At 65.4% G+C, this 25,785-nt stretch carries 26 protein-coding genes and 2 pseudogenes; 16 read left to right on the top strand and 12 right to left on the bottom strand.

The annotated features are described in order from the left end of the window. Positions 1 to 21: 21 nt before the first annotated feature. Positions 22 to 450: a YeeE/YedE family protein gene (locus BDD18_RS10070; protein ID WP_066697276.1), complete on the bottom strand. Its 429-nt coding sequence runs from the start codon at positions 448 to 450 to the stop codon at positions 22 to 24. A 30-nt stretch (positions 451 to 480) separates the two neighbouring features. Next, positions 481 to 912: a YeeE/YedE family protein gene (locus BDD18_RS10065; protein WP_142083027.1), complete on the bottom strand. Its 432-nt coding sequence runs from the start codon at positions 910 to 912 to the stop codon at positions 481 to 483. A 161-nt stretch (positions 913 to 1,073) separates the two neighbouring features. Here BDD18_RS10065 and BDD18_RS10060 point away from each other — a divergent pair, with 161 nt between their 5' ends. Beyond that, complete coding sequence (locus tag BDD18_RS10060) at positions 1,074 to 1,934, top strand: MBL fold metallo-hydrolase (RefSeq protein ID WP_142083025.1); 861 nt, start codon at positions 1,074 to 1,076, stop codon at positions 1,932 to 1,934. A gap of 28 nt (positions 1,935 to 1,962) precedes the next feature. Further along, the gene (locus BDD18_RS10055) at positions 1,963 to 2,436 is read left to right on the top strand and encodes an OsmC family protein (protein ID WP_066784688.1); all 474 of its coding nucleotides are present in this window, start codon (positions 1,963 to 1,965) and stop codon (positions 2,434 to 2,436) included. 115 nt (positions 2,437 to 2,551) lie between these two features. Here the strand turns inward: BDD18_RS10055 and trpC are convergent, their stop codons facing one another. The 6 genes from trpC to trpE are packed head-to-tail and all read right to left on the bottom strand — an operon-like array spanning position 2,552 to position 6,986. Continuing rightward, entirely contained in the window at positions 2,552 to 3,352 is an 801-nt protein-coding gene (gene trpC / locus BDD18_RS10050; protein WP_066697270.1) for an indole-3-glycerol phosphate synthase TrpC, read from the bottom strand. Next, the gene (locus tag BDD18_RS22075; RefSeq protein ID WP_167336940.1) at positions 3,345 to 3,488 is read right to left on the bottom strand and encodes a hypothetical protein; all 144 of its coding nucleotides are present in this window, start codon (positions 3,486 to 3,488) and stop codon (positions 3,345 to 3,347) included. Before BDD18_RS22075 ends, trpC begins: the two co-directional genes overlap by 8 nt. Positions 3,489 to 3,495: 7 nt before the next feature. Continuing rightward, complete coding sequence (trpD, locus tag BDD18_RS10045) at positions 3,496 to 4,527, bottom strand: anthranilate phosphoribosyltransferase (protein WP_067513440.1); 1,032 nt, start codon at positions 4,525 to 4,527, stop codon at positions 3,496 to 3,498. Between the two features lie 46 nt (positions 4,528 to 4,573). Continuing rightward, a complete protein-coding gene (locus BDD18_RS10040; protein ID WP_066697265.1) occupies positions 4,574 to 5,158 on the bottom strand; it encodes an anthranilate synthase component II in 585 nt (194 codons plus the stop codon). Continuing rightward, positions 5,155 to 5,490, bottom strand: coding sequence for a chorismate mutase (locus BDD18_RS10035; protein ID WP_142083023.1), 336 nt, complete (start codon positions 5,488 to 5,490; stop codon positions 5,155 to 5,157). Before BDD18_RS10035 ends, BDD18_RS10040 begins: the two co-directional genes overlap by 4 nt. Then, on the bottom strand, positions 5,487 to 6,986 hold the full coding sequence (trpE, locus tag BDD18_RS10030; protein WP_142083021.1) for an anthranilate synthase component I: 1,500 nt from the start codon (positions 6,984 to 6,986) through the stop codon (positions 5,487 to 5,489). Before trpE ends, BDD18_RS10035 begins: the two co-directional genes overlap by 4 nt. A 373-nt stretch (positions 6,987 to 7,359) precedes the next feature. Here trpE and BDD18_RS10025 point away from each other — a divergent pair, with 373 nt between their 5' ends. After that, positions 7,360 to 7,947 carry a chalcone isomerase family protein gene (locus BDD18_RS10025; protein WP_066697259.1) on the top strand — a complete coding sequence of 196 codons (588 nt, stop codon included), beginning with the start codon at positions 7,360 to 7,362 and terminating at the stop codon, positions 7,945 to 7,947. A 24-nt stretch (positions 7,948 to 7,971) separates the two neighbouring features. Here the strand turns inward: BDD18_RS10025 and BDD18_RS10020 are convergent, their stop codons facing one another. After that, the gene (locus BDD18_RS10020) at positions 7,972 to 8,685 is read right to left on the bottom strand and encodes a phosphoglycolate phosphatase (protein WP_276490574.1); all 714 of its coding nucleotides are present in this window, start codon (positions 8,683 to 8,685) and stop codon (positions 7,972 to 7,974) included. Positions 8,686 to 8,862: 177 nt separating this feature from the next. Here BDD18_RS10020 and BDD18_RS10015 point away from each other — a divergent pair, with 177 nt between their 5' ends. Next, positions 8,863 to 9,240, top strand: a complete 378-nt coding sequence (locus BDD18_RS10015) for a hypothetical protein (RefSeq protein WP_142083017.1) — start codon at positions 8,863 to 8,865, stop codon at positions 9,238 to 9,240. An 80-nt stretch (positions 9,241 to 9,320) separates the two neighbouring features. Here the strand turns inward: BDD18_RS10015 and rpe are convergent, their stop codons facing one another. Continuing rightward, positions 9,321 to 10,001: a ribulose-phosphate 3-epimerase gene (rpe, locus tag BDD18_RS10010; protein WP_066695396.1), complete on the bottom strand. Its 681-nt coding sequence runs from the start codon at positions 9,999 to 10,001 to the stop codon at positions 9,321 to 9,323. A gap of 88 nt (positions 10,002 to 10,089) precedes the next feature. Between rpe and apaG the strand changes: the two genes are divergently transcribed. The 5 genes from apaG (at position 10,090) to thiL (ending at position 16,381) form a co-directional block, all read left to right on the top strand. After that, positions 10,090 to 10,497, top strand: a complete 408-nt coding sequence (apaG, locus tag BDD18_RS10005; RefSeq protein ID WP_066695398.1) for a Co2+/Mg2+ efflux protein ApaG — start codon at positions 10,090 to 10,092, stop codon at positions 10,495 to 10,497. Continuing rightward, entirely contained in the window at positions 10,494 to 12,476 is a 1,983-nt protein-coding gene (locus tag BDD18_RS10000) for a site-specific recombinase (RefSeq protein WP_142083015.1), read from the top strand. The genes apaG and BDD18_RS10000 overlap by 4 nt, the downstream gene beginning before the upstream one ends. A gap of 524 nt (positions 12,477 to 13,000) precedes the next feature. Further along, a complete protein-coding gene (locus BDD18_RS09995; protein WP_142083013.1) occupies positions 13,001 to 14,260 on the top strand; it encodes a cation:proton antiporter in 1,260 nt (419 codons plus the stop codon). After that, positions 14,250 to 15,374 carry a YbdK family carboxylate-amine ligase gene (locus BDD18_RS09990; protein WP_044396431.1) on the top strand — a complete coding sequence of 375 codons (1,125 nt, stop codon included), beginning with the start codon at positions 14,250 to 14,252 and terminating at the stop codon, positions 15,372 to 15,374. The genes BDD18_RS09995 and BDD18_RS09990 overlap by 11 nt, the downstream gene beginning before the upstream one ends. 32 nt (positions 15,375 to 15,406) lie before the next feature. Further along, positions 15,407 to 16,381, top strand: coding sequence for a thiamine-phosphate kinase (gene thiL, locus BDD18_RS09985; protein ID WP_142083011.1), 975 nt, complete (start codon positions 15,407 to 15,409; stop codon positions 16,379 to 16,381). Positions 16,382 to 16,426: 45 nt separating this feature from the next. On the opposite strand, the gene BDD18_RS09980 is transcribed toward thiL, so the two are convergent. Further along, positions 16,427 to 17,722 carry a ferredoxin reductase family protein gene (locus tag BDD18_RS09980; RefSeq protein ID WP_142083010.1) on the bottom strand — a complete coding sequence of 432 codons (1,296 nt, stop codon included), beginning with the start codon at positions 17,720 to 17,722 and terminating at the stop codon, positions 16,427 to 16,429. Between the two features lie 173 nt (positions 17,723 to 17,895). Between BDD18_RS09980 and BDD18_RS09975 the strand changes: the two genes are divergently transcribed. The 5 genes and pseudogenes from BDD18_RS09975 to BDD18_RS09955 all read left to right on the top strand — a co-directional run bounded on the left by BDD18_RS09975 (position 17,896) and on the right by BDD18_RS09955 (position 21,695). Further along, the gene (locus BDD18_RS09975; protein WP_244939054.1) at positions 17,896 to 19,545 is read left to right on the top strand and encodes a DUF4139 domain-containing protein; all 1,650 of its coding nucleotides are present in this window, start codon (positions 17,896 to 17,898) and stop codon (positions 19,543 to 19,545) included. Next, on the top strand, positions 19,542 to 20,090 hold the full coding sequence (locus tag BDD18_RS09970) for a phosphatidylglycerophosphatase A family protein (RefSeq protein ID WP_142083008.1): 549 nt from the start codon (positions 19,542 to 19,544) through the stop codon (positions 20,088 to 20,090). The genes BDD18_RS09975 and BDD18_RS09970 overlap by 4 nt, the downstream gene beginning before the upstream one ends. Beyond that, positions 20,087 to 20,650 carry a CinA family protein gene (locus tag BDD18_RS09965; RefSeq protein ID WP_142083006.1) on the top strand — a complete coding sequence of 188 codons (564 nt, stop codon included), beginning with the start codon at positions 20,087 to 20,089 and terminating at the stop codon, positions 20,648 to 20,650. Before BDD18_RS09970 ends, BDD18_RS09965 begins: the two co-directional genes overlap by 4 nt. Positions 20,651 to 20,754: 104 nt before the next feature. Then, on the top strand, positions 20,755 to 21,243 hold the full coding sequence (locus tag BDD18_RS09960) for a nuclear transport factor 2 family protein (protein WP_142083005.1): 489 nt from the start codon (positions 20,755 to 20,757) through the stop codon (positions 21,241 to 21,243). Positions 21,244 to 21,287: 44 nt separating this feature from the next. Beyond that, positions 21,288 to 21,695 (top strand): annotated as a pseudogene (locus BDD18_RS09955) (GFA family protein). Positions 21,696 to 21,795: 100 nt separating this feature from the next. On the opposite strand, the gene BDD18_RS09950 reads toward BDD18_RS09955, so the two are convergent. Next, positions 21,796 to 22,659, bottom strand: a complete 864-nt coding sequence (locus BDD18_RS09950) for a UPF0149 family protein (RefSeq protein ID WP_244939053.1) — start codon at positions 22,657 to 22,659, stop codon at positions 21,796 to 21,798. Between the two features lie 239 nt (positions 22,660 to 22,898). On the opposite strand from BDD18_RS09950, the gene BDD18_RS09945 reads away from it, so the two are divergent. Together BDD18_RS09945 and BDD18_RS09940 are read left to right on the top strand one after the other, a co-directional pair. Next, complete coding sequence (locus BDD18_RS09945) at positions 22,899 to 23,732, top strand: hypothetical protein (RefSeq protein WP_066691044.1); 834 nt, start codon at positions 22,899 to 22,901, stop codon at positions 23,730 to 23,732. Positions 23,733 to 24,060: 328 nt separating this feature from the next. Next, positions 24,061 to 25,773, top strand: a pseudogene (locus tag BDD18_RS09940) (ABC transporter ATP-binding protein/permease). Positions 25,774 to 25,785: the final 12 nt, after the last annotated feature.

Here is a 25,785-nt window from a genome sequence, read left to right as displayed (position 1 = left end):
GCTCAACGCGGTGCATCAAGTTCAGGCTTTCGTGGAGCGGCGCGATTCCAGCCATTCAAAAATGGCCATGCCAGCCACCATCGCAATGACGAACACAATGGCCTTGGGCTGGCCAGCGCCCGCCGACACGATGGCTGGCCCAGGGCAGAAACCGGCCACACCCCAGCCTGCGCCAAACATCAGGCTGCCAATGACCAGGCGCTTGTCGATGTGGCGCGCCGTGGGCAACTGCATGGCGCCACCCAAGAATGCGGTAGTGCGCTTGCGGGCCACAAAAAAGGCGCCAATGCCGACCAGGATGGCCCCGCCCATCACAAAAGCGAGCGACGGGTCCCAATTCCCGGCCAGATCCAGAAAGCCCTGGACTTTGGCCGGATCGGTCATGCCAGCCACGATGAGGCCGATGCCAAACAACAGGCCAACAACAAATTCCATCAAACGGTGTGCCATGGTGTACTCCTCAGCTTGAAAACGGGCGGCTTACGCGAAGGCGTGGCGCAGCAAAAAGACAGTGATGAAACCCGCCGCCATGAACGACAGCGTGGCCACCAGCGAGCGGGGCGACATGCGCGAGAGGCCGCACACGCCATGGCCGCTGGTACAGCCCGAGCCGTAGCGGGTGCCAATGCCCACCAGCAAGCCCGCAACGATCACCATGGCCCAGCTGGCGTCAATGGTTGCGACCATCGGGCCGATGAAGGCCACATACAGGCTGGGCGCCACCAGCATGCCCAGCAGGAAAGACAGGCGCCAGACGATGTCGCGCGTCTTGGGCCGCAGCAGCCCGCCCACAATGCCGCTGATGCCCAGCACCCGCCCGTTGAACAGGATGAACAGGGCCGAGGCCAAACCCAGCACGATGCCGCCGGCCAGCGACATCCAGGGGGTGAAGTGGTTCCAGTCAATCGTCATGTCTCTGTACTCCTTGATTTCACAAAATGGCTTGAACAGTTCCGCGATCACTGCCCGAATGTCCAAGACAGCGTCGTTGCGTTCGCATGGCTGGAAATTGTATATGATTTGATATATTATTCAAACACATTCTGTTTTTTTCTAAAACGTAGGGAGCTGCCATGCAAGCCCAAGTGAAAGCCTTCTTTGACCCGGCCACCTGGACCGTGTCCTATGTGGTGTTCGATGCGCCTGGCGGCCATTGCGCGCTGGTGGATTCGGTACTGGACTACGACCCCAAGTCCGGCCGCACCCGCACGGATTCAGCCAACCAGCTGATCGCTTTCGTGCGCGAGCAGAACCTGACGGTGGACTGGATTCTGGAAACCCATGCCCATGCCGACCACCTCTCGGCGGCGCCCTATCTGCGCAAGCACCTGGGCGGCAAGATTGCCATCGGCGGCAAGATCACCCAGGTGCAGAACGTGTTCAAGGGCATCTTCCATCTGGAGCCTGAATTCGCTACCAACGGCAGCCAGTTCGACCACCTGTTTGAAGACGGCGACACCTTTGCGATTGGCACCCTGCAAGCGCAGGCGCTGTCGGTGCCTGGCCACACCCCTGCCTGCATGGCCTACCAGGTGGGTGATGCGGTGTTCGTGGGCGATACGCTCTTCATGCCCGATGTAGGCACTGCGCGCTGCGATTTCCCCGGCGGCAACGCCCACACGCTGTACCAGTCGGTTCGCAAGTTGCTGAGCCTGCCACCCGAGACACGTCTGTTCATGTGCCACGACTACCCACCCGAAGGGCGAGAAGCCCAATGGGAATGCACCGTGGCGGACCAGCGCGCGCGCAACATCCATGTGCACGATGGCGTGAGCGAAGCAGAGTTCGTGGCCATGCGCACGAAGCGCGATGCAGGCCTGGCCATGCCGGTGCTGATCCTGCCCTCGGTGCAGGTCAACATCCGCGCGGGCGAACTGCCACCGCCCGAGGCCAATGGCGTCAGCTACCTCAAGATCCCGCTGAACGCGCTGTGATGCGTTCTACCCACTTCAAGGAGTCTTCATGAGCAACGGCCCTATCACTGTGACGCTGACCCAGCAGCGCGACTACCAGTTCCAGATCGACTTCGGCGCCCCTGTACCCAGCCTGCTGGGCGATGAGCCCCCACCGTTGGGCCAGTCGGCGGGCCCCTCGCCCATGCAGCTGCTGTGCGCAGCGGTAGGCAACTGCCTGAGCGATTCGCTGCTGTTTGCGCTGCGCAAGTTCAAGCAAAGCCCCGACCCCCTGCATTGCACAGTGACGGCCGATGTAGGCCGCAATGCAGAGAACCGACTGCGCGTGCTGGGCATGCAGGCCACGCTGCAATTGGGCGTACCCAGTGGCCAGCTGGAGCACCTGGACCGGGTGCTCAGCAGTTTTGAGGCCTATTGCACCGTAACGCAGAGCGTGGGGCAAGGCATCCCGATCCAGGTCACTGTGCTGGATGTGAATGGCAGTGTGTTGCACGGCGGCCCGGCCGCAGGAATGCAAGCCTGAATTTAGTGGCCTGCAGTGGGATGAGAAGGGCTCGTAACAGGACACCGTGCGGAACGGCATCCTGCTTCGCGCGTACGCGGGAAGGCGTAGCGATTGCGCCCCGTGCGCGCGACCTTCAGGCGAACAGTTTGGCGAGCGCCAGCCCTGGGTCGTCGGCCCGCATGAAGGCCTCACCCACCAGAAAGGCGTGCACACCCGCGTCGCGCATGGTCTTCACATCGGCGGGCTTGAGGATGCCGGATTCGGTCACCAGCAGGCGATCGGCGGGCACGTCCTTCAGCATGCCCAGGGTCGTATCGAGCGTGACCTCGAACGTCCGCAGGTTGCGGTTGTTGATGCCCACCAGCGGAGTCTTGAGCTTGAGCGCGCGCTCCAGCTCGGGGCGGTCGTGCACTTCTACCAGCACCGCCATGTCCAGGCTGCGGGCGATGGCTTCAAAGTCAGCCATCTGCGCGTCATCCAGACACGCGGCGATCAGCAGAATGGCATCGGCCCCCATGGCTCGCGACTCATAGATCTGGTACGCATCCACCATGAAATCCTTGCGCAGCACGGGCAGCAATGTGCTGGCCCGGGCCTGCTTCAGGTAGTCGGGCTGGCCCTGGAAAAACTGCCGATCGGTCAGCACCGACAGGCAAGCCGCGCTCACCTTGCCGTCGCCTTCCATGTAGCTCTGGGCAATGTCGGCAGGCTCGAAGTTGGCGCGCAGCACGCCCTTGCTGGGGCTGGCCTTCTTGACCTCGGCAATCACCGCCGCCTGACCCTTGGCGATCTTGGCGCGCAGCGCGCCTTCAAAGTCGCGGGTGAGCACACGGCTCTCGGCATCGGCGCGCATGGCGGGCAGCGGCAGGCGCTTTTTGGCGGCGGCCACTTCTTCGTGCTTGACGGCGACGATTTTGTTGAGGATGTCACTCATGGTTTGCAGCCTTCTTGTCGGGCTCCTCAGAGCCCTGTTTCAGTATGTTGGTGAACACGCGGTGCATCACCACGCCCACCACGATGAACAGCGCTGATACGCCCAGGGCGATCCACAGTCCAGGGTCGCTCCACATGGCTGCCTCAGGCCGCCAGCGCGTGGGTGCGCACCACCAGTGCCTCCAGCTTGGCCTTGGCGGCGCCGCTGGCGATGGCTGCTCGTGCCTTGGCGATGCCGTCCTGGATGGACGCCGCCACATTGGCCGCATACAGCGCCGCCCCTGCGTTCAGACAAACGATGTCGTGCGCGGCGCCGGTCGCACCACTGAGCACATCCAGCAGCATCTGGCGCGACTGCTCGGGCGTTTCCACTTTCAGCGCCCGGTTGCTCACCATGGGCAGGCCAAAGTCTTCGGGGTGGATTTCGTATTCGGTGATCTGGCCATTCTTCAGCTCGCCCACCAGCGTAGCGGCGCCCAGGCTCACTTCGTCCATGCCGTCGCGGCCGTACACAACCAGCGCGTGTTCGGCGCCCAGGCGCTGCAGCGCGCGCACCTGGATACCGACGAGGTCGGGGTGGAACACACCCATCAAGATGTTGGGCGCGCCTGCCGGGTTGGTCAGCGGCCCCAGGATGTTGAACAGCGTGCGCACGCCCAGCTCCTTGCGCACCGGCGCCACGTTTTTCATGGCGGGGTGGTGGTTGGGCGCAAACATGAAGCCAATGCCCACGTCGGCAATGCACTGGGCGATCTGCTCTGGCTGCAGGTTGATGTGGATGCCCAGAGCGTCCATCACATCCGCGCTGCCGCTCTTGCTGGAAACACTGCGCCCACCGTGCTTGCTGACCTTGGCGCCCGCCGCCGCTGCCACAAACATGGAGCAGGTGGAGATGTTGAAGGTGTTGGCACCGTCACCACCCGTGCCCACGATGTCCACCATGTGGGTCGTGTCCTGAACGTGCACCTTGGTGCTGAACTCGCGCATGACCTGCGCGGCGGCGGTGATCTCGCCAATGGTTTCCTTCTTCACGCGCAGGCCGGTGATGATGGCGGCGGTCATCACGGGCGAGAGCTCGCCGTTCATGATGAGCCGCATCAGGTGCAGCATCTCGTCGTGGAAGATTTCGCGGTGTTCAATCGTGCGCTGCAGCGCTTCCTGGGGGGTGATGGGCATGGGGTACCTACTGGGTGTGGGGTGGTGACCGAAACGGTAGCGGCACTCAGGCCCGCTGCTCCAAAAAGTTCTTGAGCATGGCGTGGCCGTGCTCGGTCAAGATGCTTTCGGGGTGGAACTGCACGCCTTCAATCGGCAGCGTCTTATGGCGCACGCCCATGATTTCGCCGTCCTCCGTCCAGGCCGTTACTTCCAGTACCTCGGGGCAGGTGGCGCGCTCGATGGCCAGCGAGTGGTAGCGGTTGACCGTGAACTTTTCAGGCAACCCGGCAAACACGCCCTTTTGCGTGGTGGTGATGACGCTGGTTTTGCCATGCATCAGCTCTTGCGCGCGGATGATGTTGCCGCCAAACGCTGCGCCAATGCTCTGGTGGCCCAAGCACACACCCAGGATGGGCAGCTTGCCCGCAAAGTGCTTGATCGCAGCCACCGAGATGCCAGCCTCGGCCGGTGAGCAGGGGCCGGGCGAGATGACCAGGCGATCCAGCTTGCCAGCATTGAGGCGCGCTTCAATCTCGGCCACGGTGATCTCGTCGTTGCGGAACACTTCCACCTCTGCGCCCAGTTCACCAAAGTACTGGACGATGTTGTAGGTGAAGCTGTCGTAGTTATCAACCATCAAGAGTTTCATGCGGCGCTCCCGGCAGTGGCGGGCTCGCGCAGGCGGGCGAACTCGCGGTGTTCATAAGCAATGCAGGCTTCCATGAGGCTGCGGTAGATGGCTTCCATCACATCGGCGTCGCCGCCTTCAGCCAGGGTCTGCTCGCGCACACGGTCCACAATGGCCTGGATGCGGGCTTCGTCGCGCACCTGGGCAGGGTCTTGCTTGATGCGGGCGGCCTGGGTCATGTAGCCCACGCGTTCCACCAGCAGGGGCACCAGCACGTCGTCCAGCGCGTTTACTTCGCGGCGCACCTCCAGCATCGTGCTGCAGGGTTTGACTTTGTCGATTGCGCGGGTCATTCGAGGCCCTCCTCCACCAGCTCGGCCGCGCGCAACAGTGCGCGGGCCTTGTGTTCGGTTTCTTTCCATTCCAGCTCAGGCACAGAATCTGCCACCACGCCAGCGGCCGCCTGCACATACAGGGTGCCGTTCTTGATGATGCCGGTGCGGATGGCAATGGCCACGTCCATGTCGCCCGCATAGCTGAGATACCCGCAAGCGCCGCCGTACAGGCCACGCTTGGTGGGTTCGAGCTGGTCGATGAGTTCCATGGCATGCACCTTGGGCGCACCGGTCAGCGTGCCTGCGGGGAAGGTGGCCTTGAGCACATCCATGCTGGTCATGCCGTCATGCAGGATGCCTTCCACGTTGCTCACGATGTGCATCACATGGCTGTAGCGCTCCACCACAAAGGCTTCCGTCACCTTCACGCTGCCGGTTTTGGCGATGCGGCCAATGTCATTGCGCGCCAGGTCAATCAGCATCACATGCTCGGCACGTTCCTTGGGATCGTTGATGAGTTCGACCTCGGCCGCCTTGTCCTTCTCTGGGGTGGCGCCGCGTGGGCGGGTGCCCGCCAGGGGGCGAATGGTGACCTTGGTGCCGTCTTCCGTCTTTTCCTGGCGCACCAGGATCTCGGGGCTGGCGCCCACCACATGGAAGTCGCCAAAGTCGTAGAAATACATGTAGGGCGATGGGTTCAGCGAACGCAGCGCACGGTACAGCGACAAGGGCGACTCGGTGTAGCGCTTGTGAATGCGCTGGCCGACCTGCACCTGCATGAAGTCACCGGCCGCGATCAGCTCCTTGGCCCGCTCCACAGCGGCCAGGTAATCGGCCTTGGCAAAGTCGCGCTGGGCGGGGTGGCTTTCGGTGGCCTTCACCACCGGGGCGCTCACCGAGTACTTGAGCTGCTCCTTCAAGTCGCGCAAACGCTTCTTGGCCCGGGTGTAGGCCTCGGGCTGGGCGGGGTCAGCGTAGACGATGAGGTAAAGCTTGCCCGACAGGTTGTCGATGACGGCCAGCTCCTCGCACTGCAGCAGCAGGATGTCGGGGCAGCCCAGGGGGTCGGGCGGGCAGGTGGCTTCGAGTTTCTTCTCGATGTAGCGCACCGCGTCATACCCGAAGTAGCCCGCCAGGCCGCCGCAAAAACGCGGCAGGCCGGGGCGCAAAGCCACCTTGAAACGCTTTTGGTACTCCGCGATGAAGTCCAGCGGATTGCCCGCAGCGGTTTCCACCACCTGGCCGTCGGTCACGACTTCGGTGCGCGCCTCGGCCCCGAAGCCACTGGCGCGCAGCAGGGTGCGGGCAGGCAGACCGATGAAGCTGTAGCGCCCAAAGCGCTCGCCGCCCACCACGGATTCCAGCAGAAAGCTGTGCTTGCCGCCGTCCTTGGTGTGCGCCAGCTTCAGGTACAGCGAGAGCGGGGTTTCCAGGTCCGCAAAGGCCTCAACCATGAGCGGAATACGGTTATAGCCTTCGCTGGCCAGGCTTTTGAATTCAAGTTCTGTGATCACGGGGAGAGCTCCCAGCTGTCGCAGCGCGCATCCCCTGGGTAGTGAAACGGGGGCGCTGCGGTCCATTCAATCGGCCTTGCCGCCTGAATGGGGCAGAGGCCACGGGTGCACGCCGGGCTCAGGCCCAGGTGCCATCAGGCGTTCAAAGCGGCAGGCTGACGCCAGGGCCAGGCTCCCCGGTCGCTGCAACCTGTGATGAACACGTGATGAATGAACATGGGCCAAAGTGTAGCAAAGGCTCCCGGGGAATTTGCCTGCGGATGACCCCATCACAACAAAACCAACGCCTACCCCATCGAAAACCCTGTTGCACAGGCCTGGGGGTGAAGCAACAATTTGAAACGAACGACCGTTCTTTTTTTGGGAGCTGTAGATGACGATCTTGAAGCGATGGGCTCTGGGCGTGTGCGCCTTCATCCTGGCAGGCAGTGCCTGGAGCCAGGCAGTGACCGTGGCCGACGTGAAGTACGAACCCACCCAAGCGCTGGGGGATAGCACCGTGCAGCTCAACGGAGCCGGTGTGCGCTACAAGGCGGTGTTCAAGGTGTACACCGCCGGCCTGTACCTGGAGAAAAAAGCCTCCACCCCACAAGAAGTAGCCAGCCAGCGCGGCCCCAAGCGCCTGAGCATCACCATGCTGCGTGAAATTGACTCGACAGAACTGGGCAAGCTGTTTTCCAGGGGCATGGAAGACAACATGGACCGCGCCGCGTTCTCGCGCATCGTGCCGGGCGTGCTGCGCATGAGCCAGATCTTTTCAGACCACAAAAAGCTGCAGGCGGGCGATCAGTTCATGATCGACTGGATTCCTGGCACCGGCACTGTCATCACCGTGAAGGGCAAAGTCCAGGGCGAGCCCTTCAAAGAGCCTGAGTTTTTCAATGCCCTCTTGGGCATCTGGCTGGGCAACCTGCCCGCCGACTTCAAGCTGAAAGACGCCTTGCTGGGCAAGCCTGCCTGACGCGGAGCAGACACGGCCTGCGCGTCACCGGCGGGCCAGCCACTGCCCCACTTGTTCCAGCGAATCGACGTACCCGTCGGCGTCCACATGGCGCACCGGCTGGCCGTGGTTGTAGCCATAGGTCACCAGCACCACCGGGCAACCGGCGGCGCGTGCTGCCTGCGCGTCATTGCTGGAGTCGCCCAGCATCAGCGTGCGCGCGGCGGAGGTGCCCAGCGCTTCGCAGGTCTTGACCAGGGGCAGCGGGTCGGGCTTTTTGCGCTCAAAGCTGTCGCCGCCAAACACGCGTGCAAAAAAACCATCCAGGCCTTTGGCCTGGAGCAGTGGCTGAGCGAACGCCAGCGGCTTGTTGGTCAGGCAAGCCAGCGGCAGGCCCGCCCCCTGCAAGGCTTGCAGCCCCTGCACCACGCCGGGGTACACGGCCGAATGGCTGCCGTTGATTTCCAGGTAGTGGTGCTGGTAGCGGGCCCAGGCCTGCGGAAACAAAGCTTCAATTTTGATAGCTGCTTGCGCTTGATCCACGGGCGCTAGAACGTGTTTTAGCACTGAACGCAGCAAATGCTCCGAGCCCTTGCCCACCATGCTCTCGACCTGATCGGCGGCAATGGCAGGCAGGCTCAGATCGCGCAACATGCGGTTCAATGCTTCGTTGAAGTCACCCATGGTGTCCACCATGGTGCCATCCAGATCGACGATGACGGCGTCTACGCCGCTGGGGTTCAGGGTATTCAGGTTCACAGGAAGAAGGGGCGGAAAGGCGCCAGCACAGCGATGAAAGCGCCTGAATATAGACCAGCGCCAGCACGCCACGGCGCCCCGCCGCGTACGCCCAGGGCAGGCCTCGTCTGACAATGCCCGGCCGCTCAGGCTTTTATGCTTTGCCTTCATTTCCCTGGCTTATCGCAAGGAATATCCATGAAACGCACAGCATTTTTGACATCAACCTGCACCATGGCAGCCGCCTTGGCCTGCGCCACCGCCCTGGCCCAGCCCGCGAATGACGCCCGCGCCCGCTACGAAGAAGAACGGCGCGCCTGCATGACCCAAAACACACAGGACTCCCAGGCCACCTGCCTGCGCGAAGCCAGCGCCGCACGCGATGCGGCGGCCAGAGGCCAGTTGAGCAGCCCCGGCACCGCCGCTGAGGCCAACGCCCGTGAGCGCTGCAAGGTTTTTCAGGAGGCCGCCGACCAGGCGGAATGTGTGCGTCGGCTGGAGTCCACCGCCAGTGGCTCCGTCGCAGGCGGCGGGTTGCTGCGCGAATCCGTCACCACCACCTACGAGCCGCGCTGAACTCTGGCACGGCGAGGGCAGGCTCGGCGCCCGAGCGAAAGCGGGGGCTACTACAGCCCCCCGCAGCTCGTTTGGGTGCGTCAGGCCAGCTGAACGCGCATGGCGTCGATCACCGACTTGTAGTCCGGCTTGCCGAAAATCGCGCTACCCGCCACAAAGGTGTCAGCACCGGCATCGGCCACGCGGCGAATGTTGTCGGCCTTGATGCCGCCATCCACTTCCAGGCGGATGTCCTTGCCCGAAGCGTCGATGCGCTTGCGCACGGCTTCGATCTTGCGCAGGGCCGAGTCGATGAAGCTCTGGCCACCAAAGCCGGGGTTCACGCTCATGATGAGGATGAGGTCGATGTCGTCAATCACCCAGTCCAGCACATCCAGCGGCTCGGCAGGGTTGAACACCAGACCGGGCTTCACGCCCTTGGAGCGGATGGCCTGGATGCTGCGGTGCACGTGGCCCGAGGCATCGGGGTGGAAGCTGATGTAGTCCGCGCCAGCGTCGGCAAACGCGGCGGCCAGCGCGTCCACCGGCTGGATCATCAGGTGCACATCAATCGGCACGGCCACACCCGCTGGCGTTTTGGCGTGGGGCTTGAGGGCCTGGCACACCATGGGGCCGAAAGTGAGGTTGGGCACGTAATGGTTGTCCATCACGTCGAAGTGGATCCAGTCGGCGCCAGCGGCAATGACATTGCGCACTTCTTCGCCCAAGCGGGCAAAGTCGGCAGAGAGGATGGAGGGGGCGATTTGGAAGGTGCGGCTCATCCCCCGATTGTCGCAAAGCTGGAACGCTGCGGGGTTTTGCCCCGCCCAGAGGCACGCGCTCACACCCCGCACGGTTACCATTCGGCCCATGCCAAAGTACCAGTTTGCGGTGGAAGTTCTGCCCGAATACCTGCCCGAGGAATCGGAGCCAGAACGCGAGGTGTTTGCCTTCGCCTACACCATCACCATCACCAACACGGGCGACGCCCCCGGCCAGCTGATTTCGCGGCACTGGATCATCAGTGACGCCCGCGGCCACACCGAAGAGGTCAAAGGCCTGGGCGTGGTGGGGCAACAGCCCCTGCTCAAGCCGGGTGAGGCCTTCCAGTACACCAGCGGGTGCCGCCTGCGCACGGCCAGCGGCACCATGCACGGCACATTCCACTGCGTGGCCGAAGACGGCGAGCCTTTCGCCACGCCCGTTCCCCTGTTTGTGCTGGAAGCCATTCACCACGGCCCCACAGGCGAGCCCCTGAACGGAAGGGTACTGCATTGAGCCGCCCCACCGACCTGGCGCGCCTGCTGGCGGAACTGGACCCCGAGGCCGACCTTCCCCACCGCCACCTCTGGCTCATCCATTTGCTGGAATGGGTGCGCGGCGATCGCGACTCCGTGCCCGGCGCCACGGCCAGACTGCAGCTTTTTCTGGATGCGGTCGAAGCCCGGCCAGAGCTGCGCGCGCGCCTGCAGGCTTGGTGGGCGCAGCTGGTGGACACGGTAGATATCACCACCTTGCTGGCCGACTTCGGCTTTGCGCCACGCACCGCTTTTGTGAGCGAGCTGGCGGCGCGCCTGCGCACCAAGTGGCTGCCGGGCACGCCGGACACGATCGATGCGTCTGAACTGTTCGTGCTGGCAGTGCCCCATGAATTTGACGCGCAATGGATGGCCGCGCTGGACGAAGCACAGCTCAACCGCCTGGCCGCCCTGCTGGTGCCGCCGGGCGAGGAAAGCGGCATCTCGCTGTGGCGCCACGCGCTGCTCAACGCCATCACCTACTGCGCGGGACAAATCCTCTCGACCGGGTTTGCCCCGGAACTGCGCCTTCGCATGAGTGAAGAAGCGCGCGAAGCCCAGCCCTTCCATGCGCTGATCCGCGACGTGGAGAGCCTGCGCGTGGAAGTGCTTCACGCCTTGCGCACCCCCGACCGGCTCAACGAAGCCGCTCAGCGCCTGCGTGAGCGGCTGGAGGCCTGCCGCGCCGCCACGGCCACGGTGTACACGCACTTTGAAGACAACGGCATCTCCGTCGGGCTGGTGTTCCGCCTGCGCCAGCTGCGCGAGCGCATCGTGCGCGTGCGGCTGCTGCTCGACTGCCTGCTGTCGCCCAAGCCCGCCCTGGCGGCCGCCCGGCTGATGTCTTCGCTGGTGCAGGTGGGCCAGGAGCGGCGCAGTCTGCGCGCGCTGTTCGCCTCCAACTCCTCGCTGGTCGCGGCCAAGGTGGCCGAGCGCAGCGCAGAAACCGGCGAGCACTACATCACCCGCACGCCAGCCGAATACCGCTCCATGGTCCACAAGGCAGCGGGCGGCGGGCTGGTGATTGCGTTCACCACGCTGATCAAGTTTGGCTTGTATGCCCTGGCGCTGTCGGCCTTCTGGGCGGGCTTCTGGGCGGGTGTGAACTATGCAGTGAGCTTTGTGCTGGTGCAGTTGCTGCATTTCACGGTGGCCACCAAGCAGCCAGCCATGACCGCCCCGGCCATGGCGGCCAAGCTCAAAGAACTGGGCTGCGGCGACGCCATCGAGTCGTTTGTGGACGAGATCACCCATCTGGTGCGATCGCAGGTAGCCGCAGTGCTGGGCAACGTGCTGGTGGTGATGCCTGTGGTGCTGGGCATTGCACTGCTCATGCTCCACACCCTGGGCACACCGCCCATCTCGGAAAAGCAGGCGCTGCATGTGCTGGAGTCGCTGCACCTGCTGGGCCCATCGGTGTTTTTTGCTGCCTTCACAGGCGTGCTGCTGTTTGCCTCCAGCATCATTGCCGGGTGGACGGAAAACTGGTTCGTGCTGGCGCGCATGGACTCGGCCATTCAATACAACCCACGCATCACCCGCCTGCTGGGCACTGCGCGCGCGGCGCGCTGGGCGCACTTCCTGCGCGAGAACATCTCGGGCTTTGCGGCCAACATTTCACTGGGGTTCATGCTGGGCCTGGTACCCGTGATTGCCACCTTCTTCGGCCTGGGGCTGGATGTGCGCCATGTCACCTTGTCGGCGGGCCAGATTGCCGCTGCCTGCGCCACGCTAGGGCTGGATGTATTGCACCAGCCCGGCTTCTGGTGGGCAGTTGCCACGTTGCCCTTGCTGGGGGCGTTCAACGTGGGTGTGAGCTTCTACCTGGCATTCAATCTGGCCATGCGCGCCCGCAACGTCAGCGGCGTGGAGCGCTCGCGCATTTATGCAGCGATCCGGGCCCGCCTGCGCAGCGCACCGTTGAGCTTTTTCCGACCTGAACGCGCACGGGCTGCCTGAGAGTCTTCTCTGCGTGCCCGCGCGTTTTGACACCGCCAGGACACCGGTGGCGACAGACGAAACTGTCCTACACACACATCCTGTTGCAACCCGTAGAGTCTGGCGGTACGTCAAAAAACGTCTCTGTGAACGCTCTGAAGGGAGTTGCTTGAATGCGCCGCTGACCTTTGCTGATGCAAAGAGCGGTTGATCCGCGCGGCGGGTATCTGGTACGGTCGGGTGGTTGAGCGCCCCCTGCGTTCGGTCGCAGACTCGTCCCAGAGTCCTGTTGGCTCGTTGGCCCGTGTGCAGTTTTTGCCCCCAGCCTGCCTGTCACCGAACCCTTTTGCAGGACATGAGCCTGCAGGGCTTGCCGGGGGTCGCACAAACGCCAGCCGCCGCGCTGGATGCACCACCGCTCGCCCAGCCCATGCATGCTCCGCAGGTGCAGCGCCCCGCTTGCACTGCAATGGGCGCACCAAGGCACCGGGCGTTTTGTTCCACCTCCGGGCCGCAGGCCCGTTTCCACCCGAGGTCACCACCACATGAATGAACTTATGAGTTTTTGGGCCCAGTGGCTCAGGCCATCGGCGGGACTGCCCACCGTGCAGTGGTCACTGCTGCTGGCGGTTGCTGCCATGGCGGGCTACCTCATCCAGCGCCACACCGGTCTGCCCAAGGTGCTGGGCTATTCGCTGGTAGGCACGGCCGCCGGGCTGGCCGGCTTCAGCGGCGCGGTGTGGCCTTTGCAGGGCATTGGCCTGTTCCTGCTGGAGCTGGGCATTGCGCTGGTGCTGTTTGAATGCGGTGGCCGTATCTCGCTGCGGTGGTTCCGCCACAACCCCATGGTGCTGGTGCAAAGCATTGCCGAGTCGGCCCTGACGTACTTTGCCGTGTATGCGGTGCTGTTGTGGCTGGATCAGCCCACCCAGGTGGCCGGGCCGCTGGCCTTGGTGGCGCTGGCCGCTTCGCCCGCCGTGCTGACACGCGTGGTGGCCGACACCCGGGCCGCCGGGCCGGTGACGGAACGCGCCGTGGTGCTGGCCACGTTGTCCACGCTGTACGCGCTGACGCTGGGCTCCGCCTGGTCCGAGCAGATGAACCGGCAAAGCGCCACCTTGCTGGATGCGATTTCGCCCGCCGTGGTGGTGCTGGGCGTGTCCATTCTGGTCGCGGCCGTGCTCACGCTGGTGCTGCGCACTGCACTGCGCTTCATGAGCCCCACCAGCGAAAACACCTCGATGCTGCTGCTCACGCTCATCGCCGCGGGCTCCACCGTGGCCTCGCACATGGGCGGCTCGGCGCCGCTGGCAGCGCTGCTGGCGGGCATCTTGCTTAAGCAATTGAACCCCCGGCCCTGGGCCTGGCCACGGCAGCTGGGCAACGCCTCATCGCTGCTGACCATGCTGATGTTTGTACTGGTGTCCACCGTGGCCGCGCAGGCAGACTGGAGCGGCCCCGTGGCCGGCGCCGTGCTGGCTCTGATTGCTGCGCGCCTGATCGCCAAAGCCGTTGGCGTGGGCCTGGGCAACGTGGGCAGCGGCGCCAGCTGGCGCCAGGCGCTGTGGGCGGGCTGCGCGATGACGCCCATGTCCTCCATCGCGCTGCTGATTGCATCGCAGTTTGTGGTGGCTTCGCCCTCCACCGGCTACCAGATTGCCAGCGTGGCGCTGCCCGCCATCTTGCTGATGGAAGTGCTGGGCGCCGTGATTGCCACCGTGGCCATCTACCGTGCGGGCGAAAGCTCGAAACCCTGGGCACCGCTGCTGCGCGGTGGCCGCAACGGAGAATCGAATGAGTCTTGAAGCCTTCCACCATTCCGAGCCGCTGACGCTGGGCGTCGAGCTGGAGTTGCAGCTGGTCAACACCAACGACTACGACCTTGCCCCGTATGCGGAAGACATGCTGCGCCTGATGAAGAAAACCCCGCTGCCCGGCAGCGTGGTGCCCGAGATGACGAACAGCATGATCGAAATCTCCACCGGCATCTGCCACTCGGCCAGCGAAGTGGTGGGCCAGCTCACCCCCATCCGCGATGCGCTGGTCAAAAGCGCCGACAAGCTCAACATCGCCGTGGTGGGCGGTGGCACGCACCCCTTCCAGCAGTGGCATGAGCGCCGTATCTATGACAAGCCGCGCTTCCGCGAGCTGTCGGAGCTGTATGGCTACCTCTCCAAGCAGTTCACCATCTTTGGCCAGCACGTGCACATTGGCTGCCCCAGCGCCAACGCGGCCCTGCTCATGCTGCACCGCATGAGCCGCTACATCCCGCACTTCATCGCGCTGTCGGCCTCCAGCCCCTACGTGCAGGGGCAAGACACCGCCTTTGACTCGGCGCGGCTCAACTCGGTATTTGCCTTCCCGCTGTCGGGCCGCGCACCGTTTGCGCTGACCTGGGAAGACTTCACCGCCTACTTCGACAAGATGACCCGCACCGGGGTGGTGAAGAGCATGAAGGACTTCTATTGGGACATTCGCCCCAAGCCCGAGTTCGGCACCATCGAGATCCGCGTGTTCGACACCCCGCTCACCATCGAACGGGCCGCCGCCCTGGCCGGCTACGTGCAGTCGCTGGGCGCCTGGTTCCTGGCCGACGAGCCCTTCATGCCGCAGGAAGACGACTACCTCGTCTACACCTACAACCGCTTCCAGGCCTGCCGCTTCGGCATGGAGGCGGTGTACGTGGACCCCGCCACGGGCGACCACATGCCGCTGCGCGAGCACATCCTGATGACCATGGACAAGATCGCCGGCCACGCTGCGGCGCATGGCGCCTCGAACGCCCTGCACCTGCTGCGCACCGACACCCAGGCCGGCCAAAACGACGCCCGCTGGCTGCGCGACCGCCAGCGCCAGGAACAGTTGCTGGCCGAGGTCAGCCGCCAGGCAGCGCAGCGCTTTCGCGGCGCACCTGTCTGAGCAGGCCACCTCAACCCGCCGACAATCAGGCCATGGGTGAATTTGACCTGATTGCGCGCTACTTCACGCGCCCCGTTCGCCACGCCGCCTTGGGCGTGGGCGACGACTGCGCCTTGCTGGCCCCGCGCCCCGGCATGCAACTGGCCATCAGCAGCGACATGCTGGTCGAAGGCCGCCACTTCTTTGCCGATGTGGACCCCGAGGCCCTGGGCCACAAGGCCCTGGCCGTCAACCTGTCGGACCTGGCCGCCTGTGGGGCCAAGCCGCTGGCCTTCACGCTGGCGCTGGCGCTGCCACGGGTCGATGAAGCCTGGCTGGCTGGCTTTTCCAAAGGCTTGCTGGCGCTGGCCGATGCACACGGCTGCGAGCTGGTGGGCGGTGACACCACGCAGGGGCCCCTGAACATTTGCATTACCGTGTTTGGCGAGGTGCCTGCGGGCCAGGCGCTGCTGCGCAGCGGCGCGCGCGCGGGCGACGACATCTACGTGAGCGGCACGCTGGGCGATGCACGCCTGGCACTGGAAGCCCTGCTGGGCCACATCCAACTACCTGACGAGCTATTGGCCCAGGCCTGCCAGCGGCTGGAGCGCCCCACGCCCCGTGTGGCGCTGGGCCTGGCGCTGCGCGGCATTGCCAGCAGCGCCATGGACGTGAGCGACGGCCTGCTGGGCGACTTTGGGCACATCCTCAAAGCGTCTAGCGTAGGCGCCAGCATCCGCACCGATGAAACTATCAAATTGATAGCTGCTAGCGCTTACCCATCAAGCGCTACAGGCCAATTTGACCAAAAACTTCTGCAGCAATGCACCCTGGCGGGGGGTGACGACTACGAACTGCTGTTCACCGCCCCGCCCCAGCACCGCGCCGCCGTGGCCGCCGCTGCTGCGCAAAGCCAGACCGCTGTGACCTGCATTGGTCAGGTGGAAGCTGCACCGGGCTTGCGGCTGGTGGATGCACAGGGCCAGCCGGTGCAGCACCGTTTCGCATCGTTTGACCACTTCGCCTGACAGCCAGAGCGCCCTGTGGGAGCGCCCCGGAAGAAGGCGCCCCGCTCAGCGCATCTGAAACAGCTCCTGGTGAAAGCGCCCTTGCCTGCGCCCCAGGCGCTGCATGGTGTCGCGCAGCGCCTGGCCAAAGCCCTGCGGCCCGCAGAACCACACGCTGGCCTGGGGCCCGGCGCTGGCCAGCAGCGCATCGGCGGCCACCTTCCCGGTGACGTCGCTGTGGTGGATGTGCAGCGTCACGCTGGGCAATTGCGCGCACAGCTGCTGCATGCGCTCGGCAAACACGGCCTCTTGGGCGTTGCGCACGCAGTAGTGCAGTTGCACCACCGGGGCCTGGGCCGGGTTGGCCACCAGCGATTCCAGCCAGGCCACAAACGGCGTGGCGCCAATGCCTGCGGCCACCCACACCTGCTCGGGGGCACGGTCCTGGCGGAAGTCGAATCGCCCGTACGGCCCTTCCACCCACACCTGCTGGCCCACGGCCACCTGCTGCGCCAGTCGCGCGGTGTAGTCGCCCAGCGCCTTGATGGCAAAGCGCAGGCGGCCGTCGCCGGTATCGGCGTTGACCAGCGTGAAGGGGTGGTGCCCCTCGCCCGCCTGCAACGTCAAGAACACAAACTGCCCGGCCCGATGCTTCCAGGCGCCCTGCACCTGGCATTCCAGCTCGACCACGCCACTGGGGTGCACCTGCACATCCACCACCTGGGCCGCATGGCGGCGGCTGCCGCCAATGCGCCCGGCCAGCGAACGCACTGCGCACAGCACCCCCACCAGCGAGGCCACGGCCACAAAGGCGCCTGCAGGCTGCGCCCACCAGGCGGGCGGCACCAGCACCACCGCATGAAACGCCAGCACCAGGTACACCCCAGCCAGCAGTTTGTGCAGATAGCGCCAGACGTGGTACGGAAAGCGCTGCCACAGCGTGATGACCAGCATGGCGGCCAGGAACCATACCGCCCACTCGCCCATGTCTTCCGCCAGGTGGCGGAAGGTGTTGAGCCACCAGTCCGCGCGCGGCCCCCGCACCGGGCGGCCCACCAGCGTGATCAGCAGGTCTTTGGACAGCTGCGTGCCGTAATGCAGCAGCGACAGCACGATGGCGCCAATGCCCGCCCACTTGTGCAGGCGGTAGATCTTGTCCATGCCGCCAAGCGGCCGCTCCAGCCACACCGGGCGCAGCGACAGCACCATGATGAGCGACATCAGCGCCCAGGCCCCCAGCCCGGTGAGCAGCAGGATTTGGTTGCGCCACCACCAGACATTCATGGCCGGGTCTTGCCACGGCACCGTCATCGCCCACAACAACACCGCCAGCGCCAGCGTGCTTCCCAGAACCTTCTTCATCATCGACCCTGTATTTGTTTTATGAGACTTCTCACGATAGCCCTGGGGGATGAAGGGCGCCTTAACCCAACATAAACAAGCCGTAAAGATGGGCAGCGCCGCCCCCTCACGCTGCTAGGATTCGCCCACCCCAACACCCCGCACGCCCTGCGCTGCGCTACCGGAGCCCCACCGTGAAGCCATCCCTGCGCCCTCTTGCATCCACCACCGCCGTTGCGCTGGCCGCTGCCTGGGTGGCTGCCGCCAGCCCGGCCCTGGCGCAAGACACTGCCTCGCCAGTGACTTCGCGGATTGCCCGCGTCACCGTGTACCCCGGCAGCGCCACAGTGGAACGCGTGGCCAAGGTGCCCGCCGGTGCGCGCAGCATCACGCTGGGTTGCCTGCCTGCGTCGCTCGATGCGCAAAGCCTGCAGATCAACGCCGACGCCGCCGTGCGCGTGGGCGAATTCAATGTGCGCACCGAAGACCGCGACATGGTGGCCGCCTGCGCCAGCCCGCTGGACGGCCGCATCCGCGAGCTGGAAGACCAGATCGCTGCCGTGAAGGCCGAAGCCGCCTCGCTGCAACTGGTGGACGGCTACCTGAAGAGCGTGGCTACCGCAGGTGCTGGCACCGAAACGCCTGGCGGCCGCCTGCAAGCAGCCACACCCGCACAGATCGCCGCCACCGCCGACGCGCTGCGCAAGTCGGCGCACGAATCGCAAACCCGCGCGCACCAGTTGCAGCGCAAGCAAGAGGCACTGGAGCTGGCGCTGAAGCCCCTGGCCGCAGATCGCGAACGCACCTCCAGCCAGCGCGCGCAGGTTGTCTCCGTCACCGTGACGCTGGCCACCGACCGCGAGGCCGAGCTGCGCCTGTCTTACCAGGTGCGCGGCACCGGCTGGCAACCCACCTACCGCGCCACGCTGGACGCCGCCAAACCCAGCGTACTGCTGGAACGCCAGGCCCTGGTGGCGCAAAACAGTGGCGAGGACTGGAGCAACGTGCAGCTCACCCTCTCCACCGGCCAGCCCGGCCGCGCCACCCAGGGCCGCCTGCCCCGGCCGTGGACGCTGGACATTGCACCGCCCACCCCCAAGGCCGCGCCGGTGCCCGCCATGGCCATGGCAGCCCCTGCCCCCGCATCACCCCTGGCACGCCGCAACCTGGCCGAAAACGCCCTGCCCAGCTTTGAAGTGACCAGCACCGACAAGGCCTTTGCCACCGAATTTGCCGTGCCTCAGCGCATCACCGTGCCCTCCAACGGCCAGCGCGTGACGCTGGCCCTGGGCAGCTACACCGCGCCTGCCACCCTCGTCACGCGTACCGTGCCTGCCATGGAAGAAGCCGCCTATCTGGTGGCTGAGCTGGCCCCGCCCCCGGGCGTGTGGCCGGTGGGCAATGCCAACCTGTACCGCGACGGCGCCTTTGTGGGCACGGGCCGCATCGACTTTGCCGCGGCCACCAGCGCCAATGGCACCAGCAGCCTGGCCTTTGGGCGCGATGAGCTGGTGACCGTGCGCGCCGAGCCCGTGCAGGATTTGACCGGCAGCGCAGGCTTCACCGGCTCGCGCGTGGAGCGCCGCACCCGCCGCGCCTACACCGTGGAAAACCGCCACAAAACCCCCGTCACGCTGCAGGTGCTGCACGCCGCACCCCAGTCGCGCAACGAGAAGATCGAGGTGGAATCGCGCTACCAGCCCCAGCCCACCGACCTGGCCTGGAACCGCAACCCTGGCACCGTGGCCTGGCAGCAGCCGCTGGCTGCCGGGGCCACTGCGCAGTTCAGCGCAGAACACACCATCCGCTACCCCAAAGACCTGGACGTACAGGAACGCCAATGACCTTCGCTTCCCCGACTTCTGCAGCAGCAGCCCCTGGCGTGGCCGCCCCCCGGCGCGCCAGCGCCGCCTTCATGCTGGCGCACCCGGCCCACGCCATTGCGCTGGGCTTTGGCTCCGGCCTCTCGCCGTTCGCCCCCGGCACCGTGGGCACGCTGTGGGGCTGGATGTCGTTCCTGGTGCTCATGCCCTGGCTCAGTGCTGCGCAAATGGGCCTGCTGATTGCAGGCGGCGCGCTGGTGGGCTGGTGGGCCTGCACCACCACGGCCCGCAACCTGCGCGTGGCCGACCCCGGCGCCATCGTGTGGGACGAAATCGTGGCCTTCTGGCTCGTGCTGTGGCTGGCCATGCCCATGGGCCTCATGGGCCAGATCGTGGCCTTTGCCCTGTTCCGCTTTTTTGACGCCGCCAAGCCCGGCCCCGTGGGATGGGCTGACAGCCTGTTCAAAGGCTTTGGCTGGCGCGGTGGCTGGGGCATTCTGTTTGATGACTTTGTGGCCGCCTTCTGCACGCTGCTGGTGATTGCACTGTGGAGGTTCTTCGCATGAACCCCGCAGCACCCACCACCGCCCAATCACTATCAAAAAGTGAGCTGCCAGCGCTTACCAATCAGGCGCTGGAGGCCGATTTGATTCAAATCTCCACCACCCTGCTGGCCCGTGGCTGGATGCTGGCCACCGCCGAAAGCTGCACCGGCGGCATGATCGCCGCCGCCTGCACCGACCTGGCGGGCTCCAGCCAATGGTTTGAGCGCGGCTTCGTCACCTATTCCAACGAGGCCAAGACCGAACTGCTGGGCGTGCCTGCCGGGCTGATCGCCACCCACGGCGCCGTGAGCGAACCCGTGGCCCGCGCCATGGCCCTGGGCGCCGTCGCCCATTCCCGCGCGCAAGCGGCCGTGGCCGTCACCGGTATTGCGGGCCCCACCGGCGGTACTGCCGACAAGCCCGTGGGCACCGTGTGGTTTGGCTGGAACGTGAACGGCACCATCACCACCGCCACCCGCCGCTTTGACGGCGACCGCGCCGCTGTGCGCCAGCAGACACTGGCCTGGGCGTGCGCGCGGTTGCAGGCCCTATTGCAAACACCCCCGCATGCACCCCGCTAATTCAACGGAAAGTCATCCAGACAAACACAGGCAACGTCGCCCAGGCGGCACTGCAGCCGCCGCGCTGCGGGTAGCATGCCCCCCCACATTCAGGAGGAGACCGCATGCACCCCAACGCCCAGACCCTGCAACGCTTCTACACCGCCTTTGCCCAGCTCGACCATGCCACCATGGCGGCCTGCTATGCACCCGACGCTACGTTTGAGGACGAAGCGTTTTCGCTGAAAGGCCGCGACCAGGTGGGCGGCATGTGGCGCATGCTGTGCACTGCCACAAAGAAGCCCGGCGCCGCCGAGCACTGGAAGCTGGAGTTCAGCGGCATCGAAGCCGATGCCAAAAGCGGCAAGGCGCACTGGGAGGCGCACTACCTCTTCAGCGCCACCGGACGCAAGGTGCACAACATCATCGACGGCACCTTCACCTTCACACCCGAAGGACTGATCGCCACCCACCGCGACCGTTTCAACTTCTGGCGCTGGGCGCGGCAGGCACTGGGTGCGCCGGGGCTGCTGCTGGGCTGGTCGCCCTCACTCAAGCGCAAGGTGCGCAACACCGCAGCGGGGAACTTGAAGAAGTTTCTGGCGCAAGCCTGAACCTGCACCAGCTGGCGAACACGACCCACGCACAAGGAGGTGCCATGCAGGTGCAAGGCCAATGCCATTGCGGCGCAATCGCCTACGAAGCGCAGGTGGACCCTGGCACTGCGACGGTGTGCCATTGCACGGATTGCTAAGCGCATTCCGGCTCCGCCTTTCGTACCAACATCCCGGCCCCGGCGGCAGGCTTTCGGCTCACCCGCGGCACACCCCGCACGTACATCAAGACGGCGGCCAGCGGCAACCGGCGTGTGCTGGCCTTCTGCGACGTCTGCGGAAGCGCACTGTATGCCTGCGCGGCGGACAATCCGCAGACCTATTCCCTGCGGCTCGGAACCATCACGCAAAGGCACGAGCTGGGCACGCCGCAGCGCCAGATCTGGACGCGGCGCCGCCTTGCGTGGGTCACCTTGCCAGAAGACATCGACACGTTCGACGGACAGCCGTAGCGCCCCTGGCAACAGGAGGCTGAGAGAAAAGCGCGGGCCTATCAGCCTCCCGCGCACTGGCTACAAGCGCAACCAGCTATCAAAAATGTAGTACCAGAGGTTATGCCCCGTGGCACTTCTTGTACTTCTTGCCGCTGCCGCAGTGGCAAGGATCGTTGCGGCCGGGCTCGGGGGCCTTGCGCAAGGTTTCCACACGCGGGCCCATGCTCTTCCACAGCTGGCGCAGGTCGTACACGGCCCAGATGGCTTCGCCGAAGGCTTCCACACGCGCCTGGCTGGTGCTGGGTGGGCCGTCTTCGTTGTACATGCAGACTTCGGGCTTGCCGGTGTCGTCTTCGGTCAGCGCGACGATGCTGTCGAGCGCATCGTCCAGCCACTGGGCGGCTTCCTTGTCGCGCGGGGCGGCCCAGTCTTCGGGCCAGTTTTCCACCGCGAACATGAACCCAAGAGCCCACACCTGGCCGAAGGAGGGGATTTCCTGGCCTTCCATTTCAGCGCGCTCGGCCTCAGGCAGGCTGGCCACGGCGCCGCGCATGTCCATCGCTTCGGGCTGGAAGGTGCGCTCGTCGTCCAGCGTCTTCACGTCGGTGTCGAGCTGGGTGACGATCTCGTTCCAGCGGCGGTCCCACAGCTCCAGAAAGCGCGCTTGCTGGGCAGCATCGGCAAAGGCGGGAAGCAGCGGCAGCGGCTCGCCTTCGGCCACTTCCAGCTCGGCGCCATCGCCCAGCAGCATGGGCAGGTATTCGGCGGGGGCGATGGGGCGGCGGCTGCAGATCACGGCCGTCATGAAGCCATCGCAGAACTCCCACTGCGGAATTTCCTCGCCGCGCGTGCGCAGGTCGTCCAGCAGGTTGTCGAGTTCTTCCAACTCGGCAGCCGTCAAGCCCAGGGCGGGGGCGGCAGCCGAGGAAGTGGCAGTCAGTTCAGCATCGCCCTGGGGCGCAGTGGATTCGGTGGGATTCATGGGTGGGCTCCGATAGGGCGAAGGGGCAGGCGGGGTGCGCTGGGCCTTGCAGGCGCGCCAGCGGTTGTGGCGCAGCGCCGAGGCCGCGAGTTTATCCGGCAGCCCACCCCACGGCCAGCCCACGGCCGCGACAGCGGCACAATAGCGCCCTTGCCCACCGGTGCCCTGAGAACCTTTTCAAAGAGCCTGTGCCCCCGTTTTCAGGCCCGCACCGTGGTGCAGCCGTGCCCTGCGCTTTCATGAATTTGCCCACCATCACCCCGCCCGCTGACGCGCCCCAGCCGCCTGTGGACTATGCCGCCTACCTGGCCCGCCAGCTGGCCGTGCAGCAGTTCAACGTGGCCAGTTACCGCCTGGGCGATGAGCAGGTGTGGGTGAAAAAAGCCAACACGCCCCATGGCATGGCGCGCTACCGGGTGCTGGGTGCGCTGGCCACGCTGTTTGGTCTGCCGGTGCTGATCCCGGTGCCCAACCTGGGCGGCCACACGGCCATTGCCACCGAAGTGCAGCGGCTGCGCGATCTGGCCGCACGCGGGCTGCGCGTGCCCACCGTGCTGGCAGCGCAGGAAGACGGTTTCATCATGCGCCACCTGGGGCGGCCGGCAGAACAGACGCCCTCGCTCGGTAACGAGATCGAGGCCGCCGTGCCCGCAGGCCCCGAGGCCGTGCTGCGCCTGTGGCTGCAAGGGCTGCGTGCCATTGAACTGGTGCACAACCAGGGCACCTGCCTGAGCCAGGCCTTTGCCCGCAACCTGGTGCGCTGCCCCGACGGCGTAGTGGGCTACATCGACTTTGAAGACGACCCCACGGCCGTGCTGCCCCTGCCGCTGTGCCATGGCCGCGATGCACTGTGCTACGCCCATTCCACCGCCATCTACCTGCGCCAGTGCGGCGCGCTGGAAGATGCCCGCCCGCTGTGGGCGCAGTGGCTACAGGCCCGTGGCCCGGCGCTGCAAGAGGTGATGGAGCAGACCATGCACCGCATGCGTTTTGCCCGCCACCTGCCCCAAAGCCGCAAGCTGGGGCGTGATGTGCAGCGGGTGCGGACGGCGTACGATTTGCTGCGCCCCTGACATGCGCCCACGGCAGCGCACCCTGTGGGCGCCTGCAGCCAGGGCAGAAACATCGGGAGCAAAAGCGAAAAGGCAAAAGGCCAGACTCGGTACGCGCGCCGGTCTGAGCTGCCGTGTCGGCTTTGGCTGACAGGTGCGGGGTGGGCGCATCCCCTATGGTTCAGCCAGCTGCTTCGCACCCTTATTTTTCTACCGTTATATGCCAGACACCACTCCTGCGACAGCCCTGACCGACACGGCGGCTGCCCCTGTAGCTGCGCCGCAACCCACCCCAAAAGCCCGTCGCCGACGCCCGCCCACGCTCTCCTGGTCTGCCTGGAAGCAGTTCATGAGCGTTGCTCGCCCCTACTGGCTGGGCGACCAGAAACGCATGGCCTGGGGGCTGCTGGCCCTGCTGGTTGGCCTGATGGTGCTGGAGACCCAGCTCGCCGTGATGCTGATCGACAAGACCGGTGAACTCACATCGGCCCTGGCCGCCAAGCAGGTGGACCGCTTCTGGAGCGCGGTGCGCGCCAGCCTGATGGTGGTGGCAGTGGCGGTGCCGGTGTACGCCTTCTACTACTACATGCGCGATGCGTTCTCCAACCACTGGCGCCGCTGGCTCACGCACCGTTTTCTGGATGGCTACCTGAACGAGCGCTAGTACTACGACATCGGCAACGCCCGGGACATCGACAACCCCGACCAGCGCATCAGCGAAGACATCAACACCTTCACTGGCCGCTCCACGCACTTCCTGCTCATCTTCCTGGGGTCGCTGATGCAGCTGGTCGCGTTCAGCGCGGTGCTGTGGTCCATCTCGCACACGCTGGTGGCGTTTTTGGCGGTGTACGCACTGCTGGGCACCTTTGGCGCGCTGTACCTGTTCGGTGCGCCACTCATCCGGCTCAATTTCTGGCAGATCCGGCGCGAGGCCGACTTCCGCTTCGGCTTGATGCGCCTGCGAGAAAACGCCGAGTCCATCGCCTTCTACCGGGGCGAGCCCCAGGAGCGCGCCCAGCTCAACCAACGGTTTGAAGCCGTGTTCAGCAACTTTGCCAAGCTGATCAAGAAGCAGCGCTCACTCAACCTGTACCAGCGCGGGTTCAGCCAGCTCACGCTGGTGCTGCCTGCCATCATCCTGGCCAACGACGTGCTCAGTGGCGAGCTGGAGGTGGGGCGCGCCATCCAGGCGGCGGGCGCTTTTGCGGCGGTGCTGGCCGCTGTGTCACTGATCGTGGACAACTTCGAAAGCCTCAGCCGCTTCGTTGCCGGGATTGACCGCCTGCACGCCCTGTCGCAGGTCGTGCTCAAAACACCTGCGGCACCGACGCCCTGGGCGGAGCCGCCCACCAGCGAGGACGCAGCCCCGGCACCCCACGATGGCGCCCAGATCATCACCCGCGAGGGCGACACCCTGGCCCTGGAGGGGCTGACGCTGCACACGCCGCAGTTTGGTCGTCTGCTGGTGCAGGATCTGTCCCTCACCCTGGCCGCCGGAGACGCCCTGCTCATCACCGGCCCCAGCGGCTGCGGCAAAAGCTCGCTGCTGCGCGCGATGGCAGGGCTGTGGCGCACCGGCCAGGGCACCGTGCAGCACCCGCCCCTGGCAGATATGTTCTTCCTGCCGCAGCGCCCCTACCTGCAGCCCGACACCCTGCGCAGCCAGATCATCTATCCCAGCCAGGCCACAGAGCTGACTGACGACCAGTTGCTAGAACTGCTGGATGAGGTGCAGCTGGGCTCGCTGGCTGAACGCGTGGGTGGGCTCAATGCATCGCACGACTGGGAAAAGCTGCTGTCCACCGGCGAGCAGCAGCGCCTGGCTTTTGCACGGGTACTGGCCCGCACGCCCCGCATCGTCATCCTGGACGAGGCCACGAGCGCGCTGGACAGCGCCAACGAGGCGGCGCTGTATGAACGCCTGCGCGCCACGGGCATGGCGCTGGTGAGCATTGCACACCGCCCTGCCGTGCTGCGGCACCACACGCAGGTGCTGCAGCTCAAGGGCGACGGGGCCTGGCAACTGGTGGCGGCAGCCGACTTCAGCTTCGACGAATAAAGGGAACGGTTC

This window comes from Acidovorax temperans (assembly GCF_006716905.1).
In the GTDB taxonomy this organism is placed as follows: Bacteria; Pseudomonadota; Gammaproteobacteria; order Burkholderiales; family Burkholderiaceae_C; genus Acidovorax; species Acidovorax temperans.
Note: the sequence above shows the minus strand (reverse complement) of the source record. Positions and strands in the feature narration are given on the sequence as shown.

What these genes read in the sequence shown, in the direction of transcription:
- BDD18_RS10070 (WP_066697276.1), bottom strand. Translation starts at nt 450, where the DNA reads ATGGCACACCGTTTGATGGAATTTGTTGTTGGCCTGTTGTTTGGCATC.
- BDD18_RS10065 (WP_142083027.1), bottom strand. Translation starts at nt 912, where the DNA reads ATGACGATTGACTGGAACCACTTCACCCCCTGGATGTCGCTGGCCGGC.
- BDD18_RS10060 (WP_142083025.1), top strand. Translation starts at nt 1,074, where the DNA reads ATGCAAGCCCAAGTGAAAGCCTTCTTTGACCCGGCCACCTGGACCGTG.
- BDD18_RS10055 (WP_066784688.1), top strand. Translation starts at nt 1,963, where the DNA reads ATGAGCAACGGCCCTATCACTGTGACGCTGACCCAGCAGCGCGACTAC.
- trpC (WP_066697270.1), bottom strand. Translation starts at nt 3,352, where the DNA reads ATGAGTGACATCCTCAACAAAATCGTCGCCGTCAAGCACGAAGAAGTG.
- BDD18_RS22075 (WP_167336940.1), bottom strand. Translation starts at nt 3,488, where the DNA reads ATGTGGAGCGACCCTGGACTGTGGATCGCCCTGGGCGTATCAGCGCTG.
- trpD (WP_067513440.1), bottom strand. Translation starts at nt 4,527, where the DNA reads ATGCCCATCACCCCCCAGGAAGCGCTGCAGCGCACGATTGAACACCGC.
- BDD18_RS10040 (WP_066697265.1), bottom strand. Translation starts at nt 5,158, where the DNA reads ATGAAACTCTTGATGGTTGATAACTACGACAGCTTCACCTACAACATC.
- BDD18_RS10035 (WP_142083023.1), bottom strand. Translation starts at nt 5,490, where the DNA reads ATGACCCGCGCAATCGACAAAGTCAAACCCTGCAGCACGATGCTGGAG.
- BDD18_RS10025 (WP_066697259.1), top strand. Translation starts at nt 7,360, where the DNA reads ATGACGATCTTGAAGCGATGGGCTCTGGGCGTGTGCGCCTTCATCCTG.
- BDD18_RS10015 (WP_142083017.1), top strand. Translation starts at nt 8,863, where the DNA reads ATGAAACGCACAGCATTTTTGACATCAACCTGCACCATGGCAGCCGCC.
- rpe (WP_066695396.1), bottom strand. Translation starts at nt 10,001, where the DNA reads ATGAGCCGCACCTTCCAAATCGCCCCCTCCATCCTCTCTGCCGACTTT.
- apaG (WP_066695398.1), top strand. Translation starts at nt 10,090, where the DNA reads ATGCCAAAGTACCAGTTTGCGGTGGAAGTTCTGCCCGAATACCTGCCC.
- BDD18_RS09995 (WP_142083013.1), top strand. Translation starts at nt 13,001, where the DNA reads ATGAATGAACTTATGAGTTTTTGGGCCCAGTGGCTCAGGCCATCGGCG.
- BDD18_RS09990 (WP_044396431.1), top strand. Translation starts at nt 14,250, where the DNA reads ATGAGTCTTGAAGCCTTCCACCATTCCGAGCCGCTGACGCTGGGCGTC.
- thiL (WP_142083011.1), top strand. Translation starts at nt 15,407, where the DNA reads ATGGGTGAATTTGACCTGATTGCGCGCTACTTCACGCGCCCCGTTCGC.
- BDD18_RS09980 (WP_142083010.1), bottom strand. Translation starts at nt 17,722, where the DNA reads ATGAAGAAGGTTCTGGGAAGCACGCTGGCGCTGGCGGTGTTGTTGTGG.
- BDD18_RS09970 (WP_142083008.1), top strand. Translation starts at nt 19,542, where the DNA reads ATGACCTTCGCTTCCCCGACTTCTGCAGCAGCAGCCCCTGGCGTGGCC.
- BDD18_RS09965 (WP_142083006.1), top strand. Translation starts at nt 20,087, where the DNA reads ATGAACCCCGCAGCACCCACCACCGCCCAATCACTATCAAAAAGTGAG.
- BDD18_RS09960 (WP_142083005.1), top strand. Translation starts at nt 20,755, where the DNA reads ATGCACCCCAACGCCCAGACCCTGCAACGCTTCTACACCGCCTTTGCC.
- BDD18_RS09950 (WP_244939053.1), bottom strand. Translation starts at nt 22,659, where the DNA reads ATGAATCCCACCGAATCCACTGCGCCCCAGGGCGATGCTGAACTGACT.
- BDD18_RS09945 (WP_066691044.1), top strand. Translation starts at nt 22,899, where the DNA reads ATGAATTTGCCCACCATCACCCCGCCCGCTGACGCGCCCCAGCCGCCT.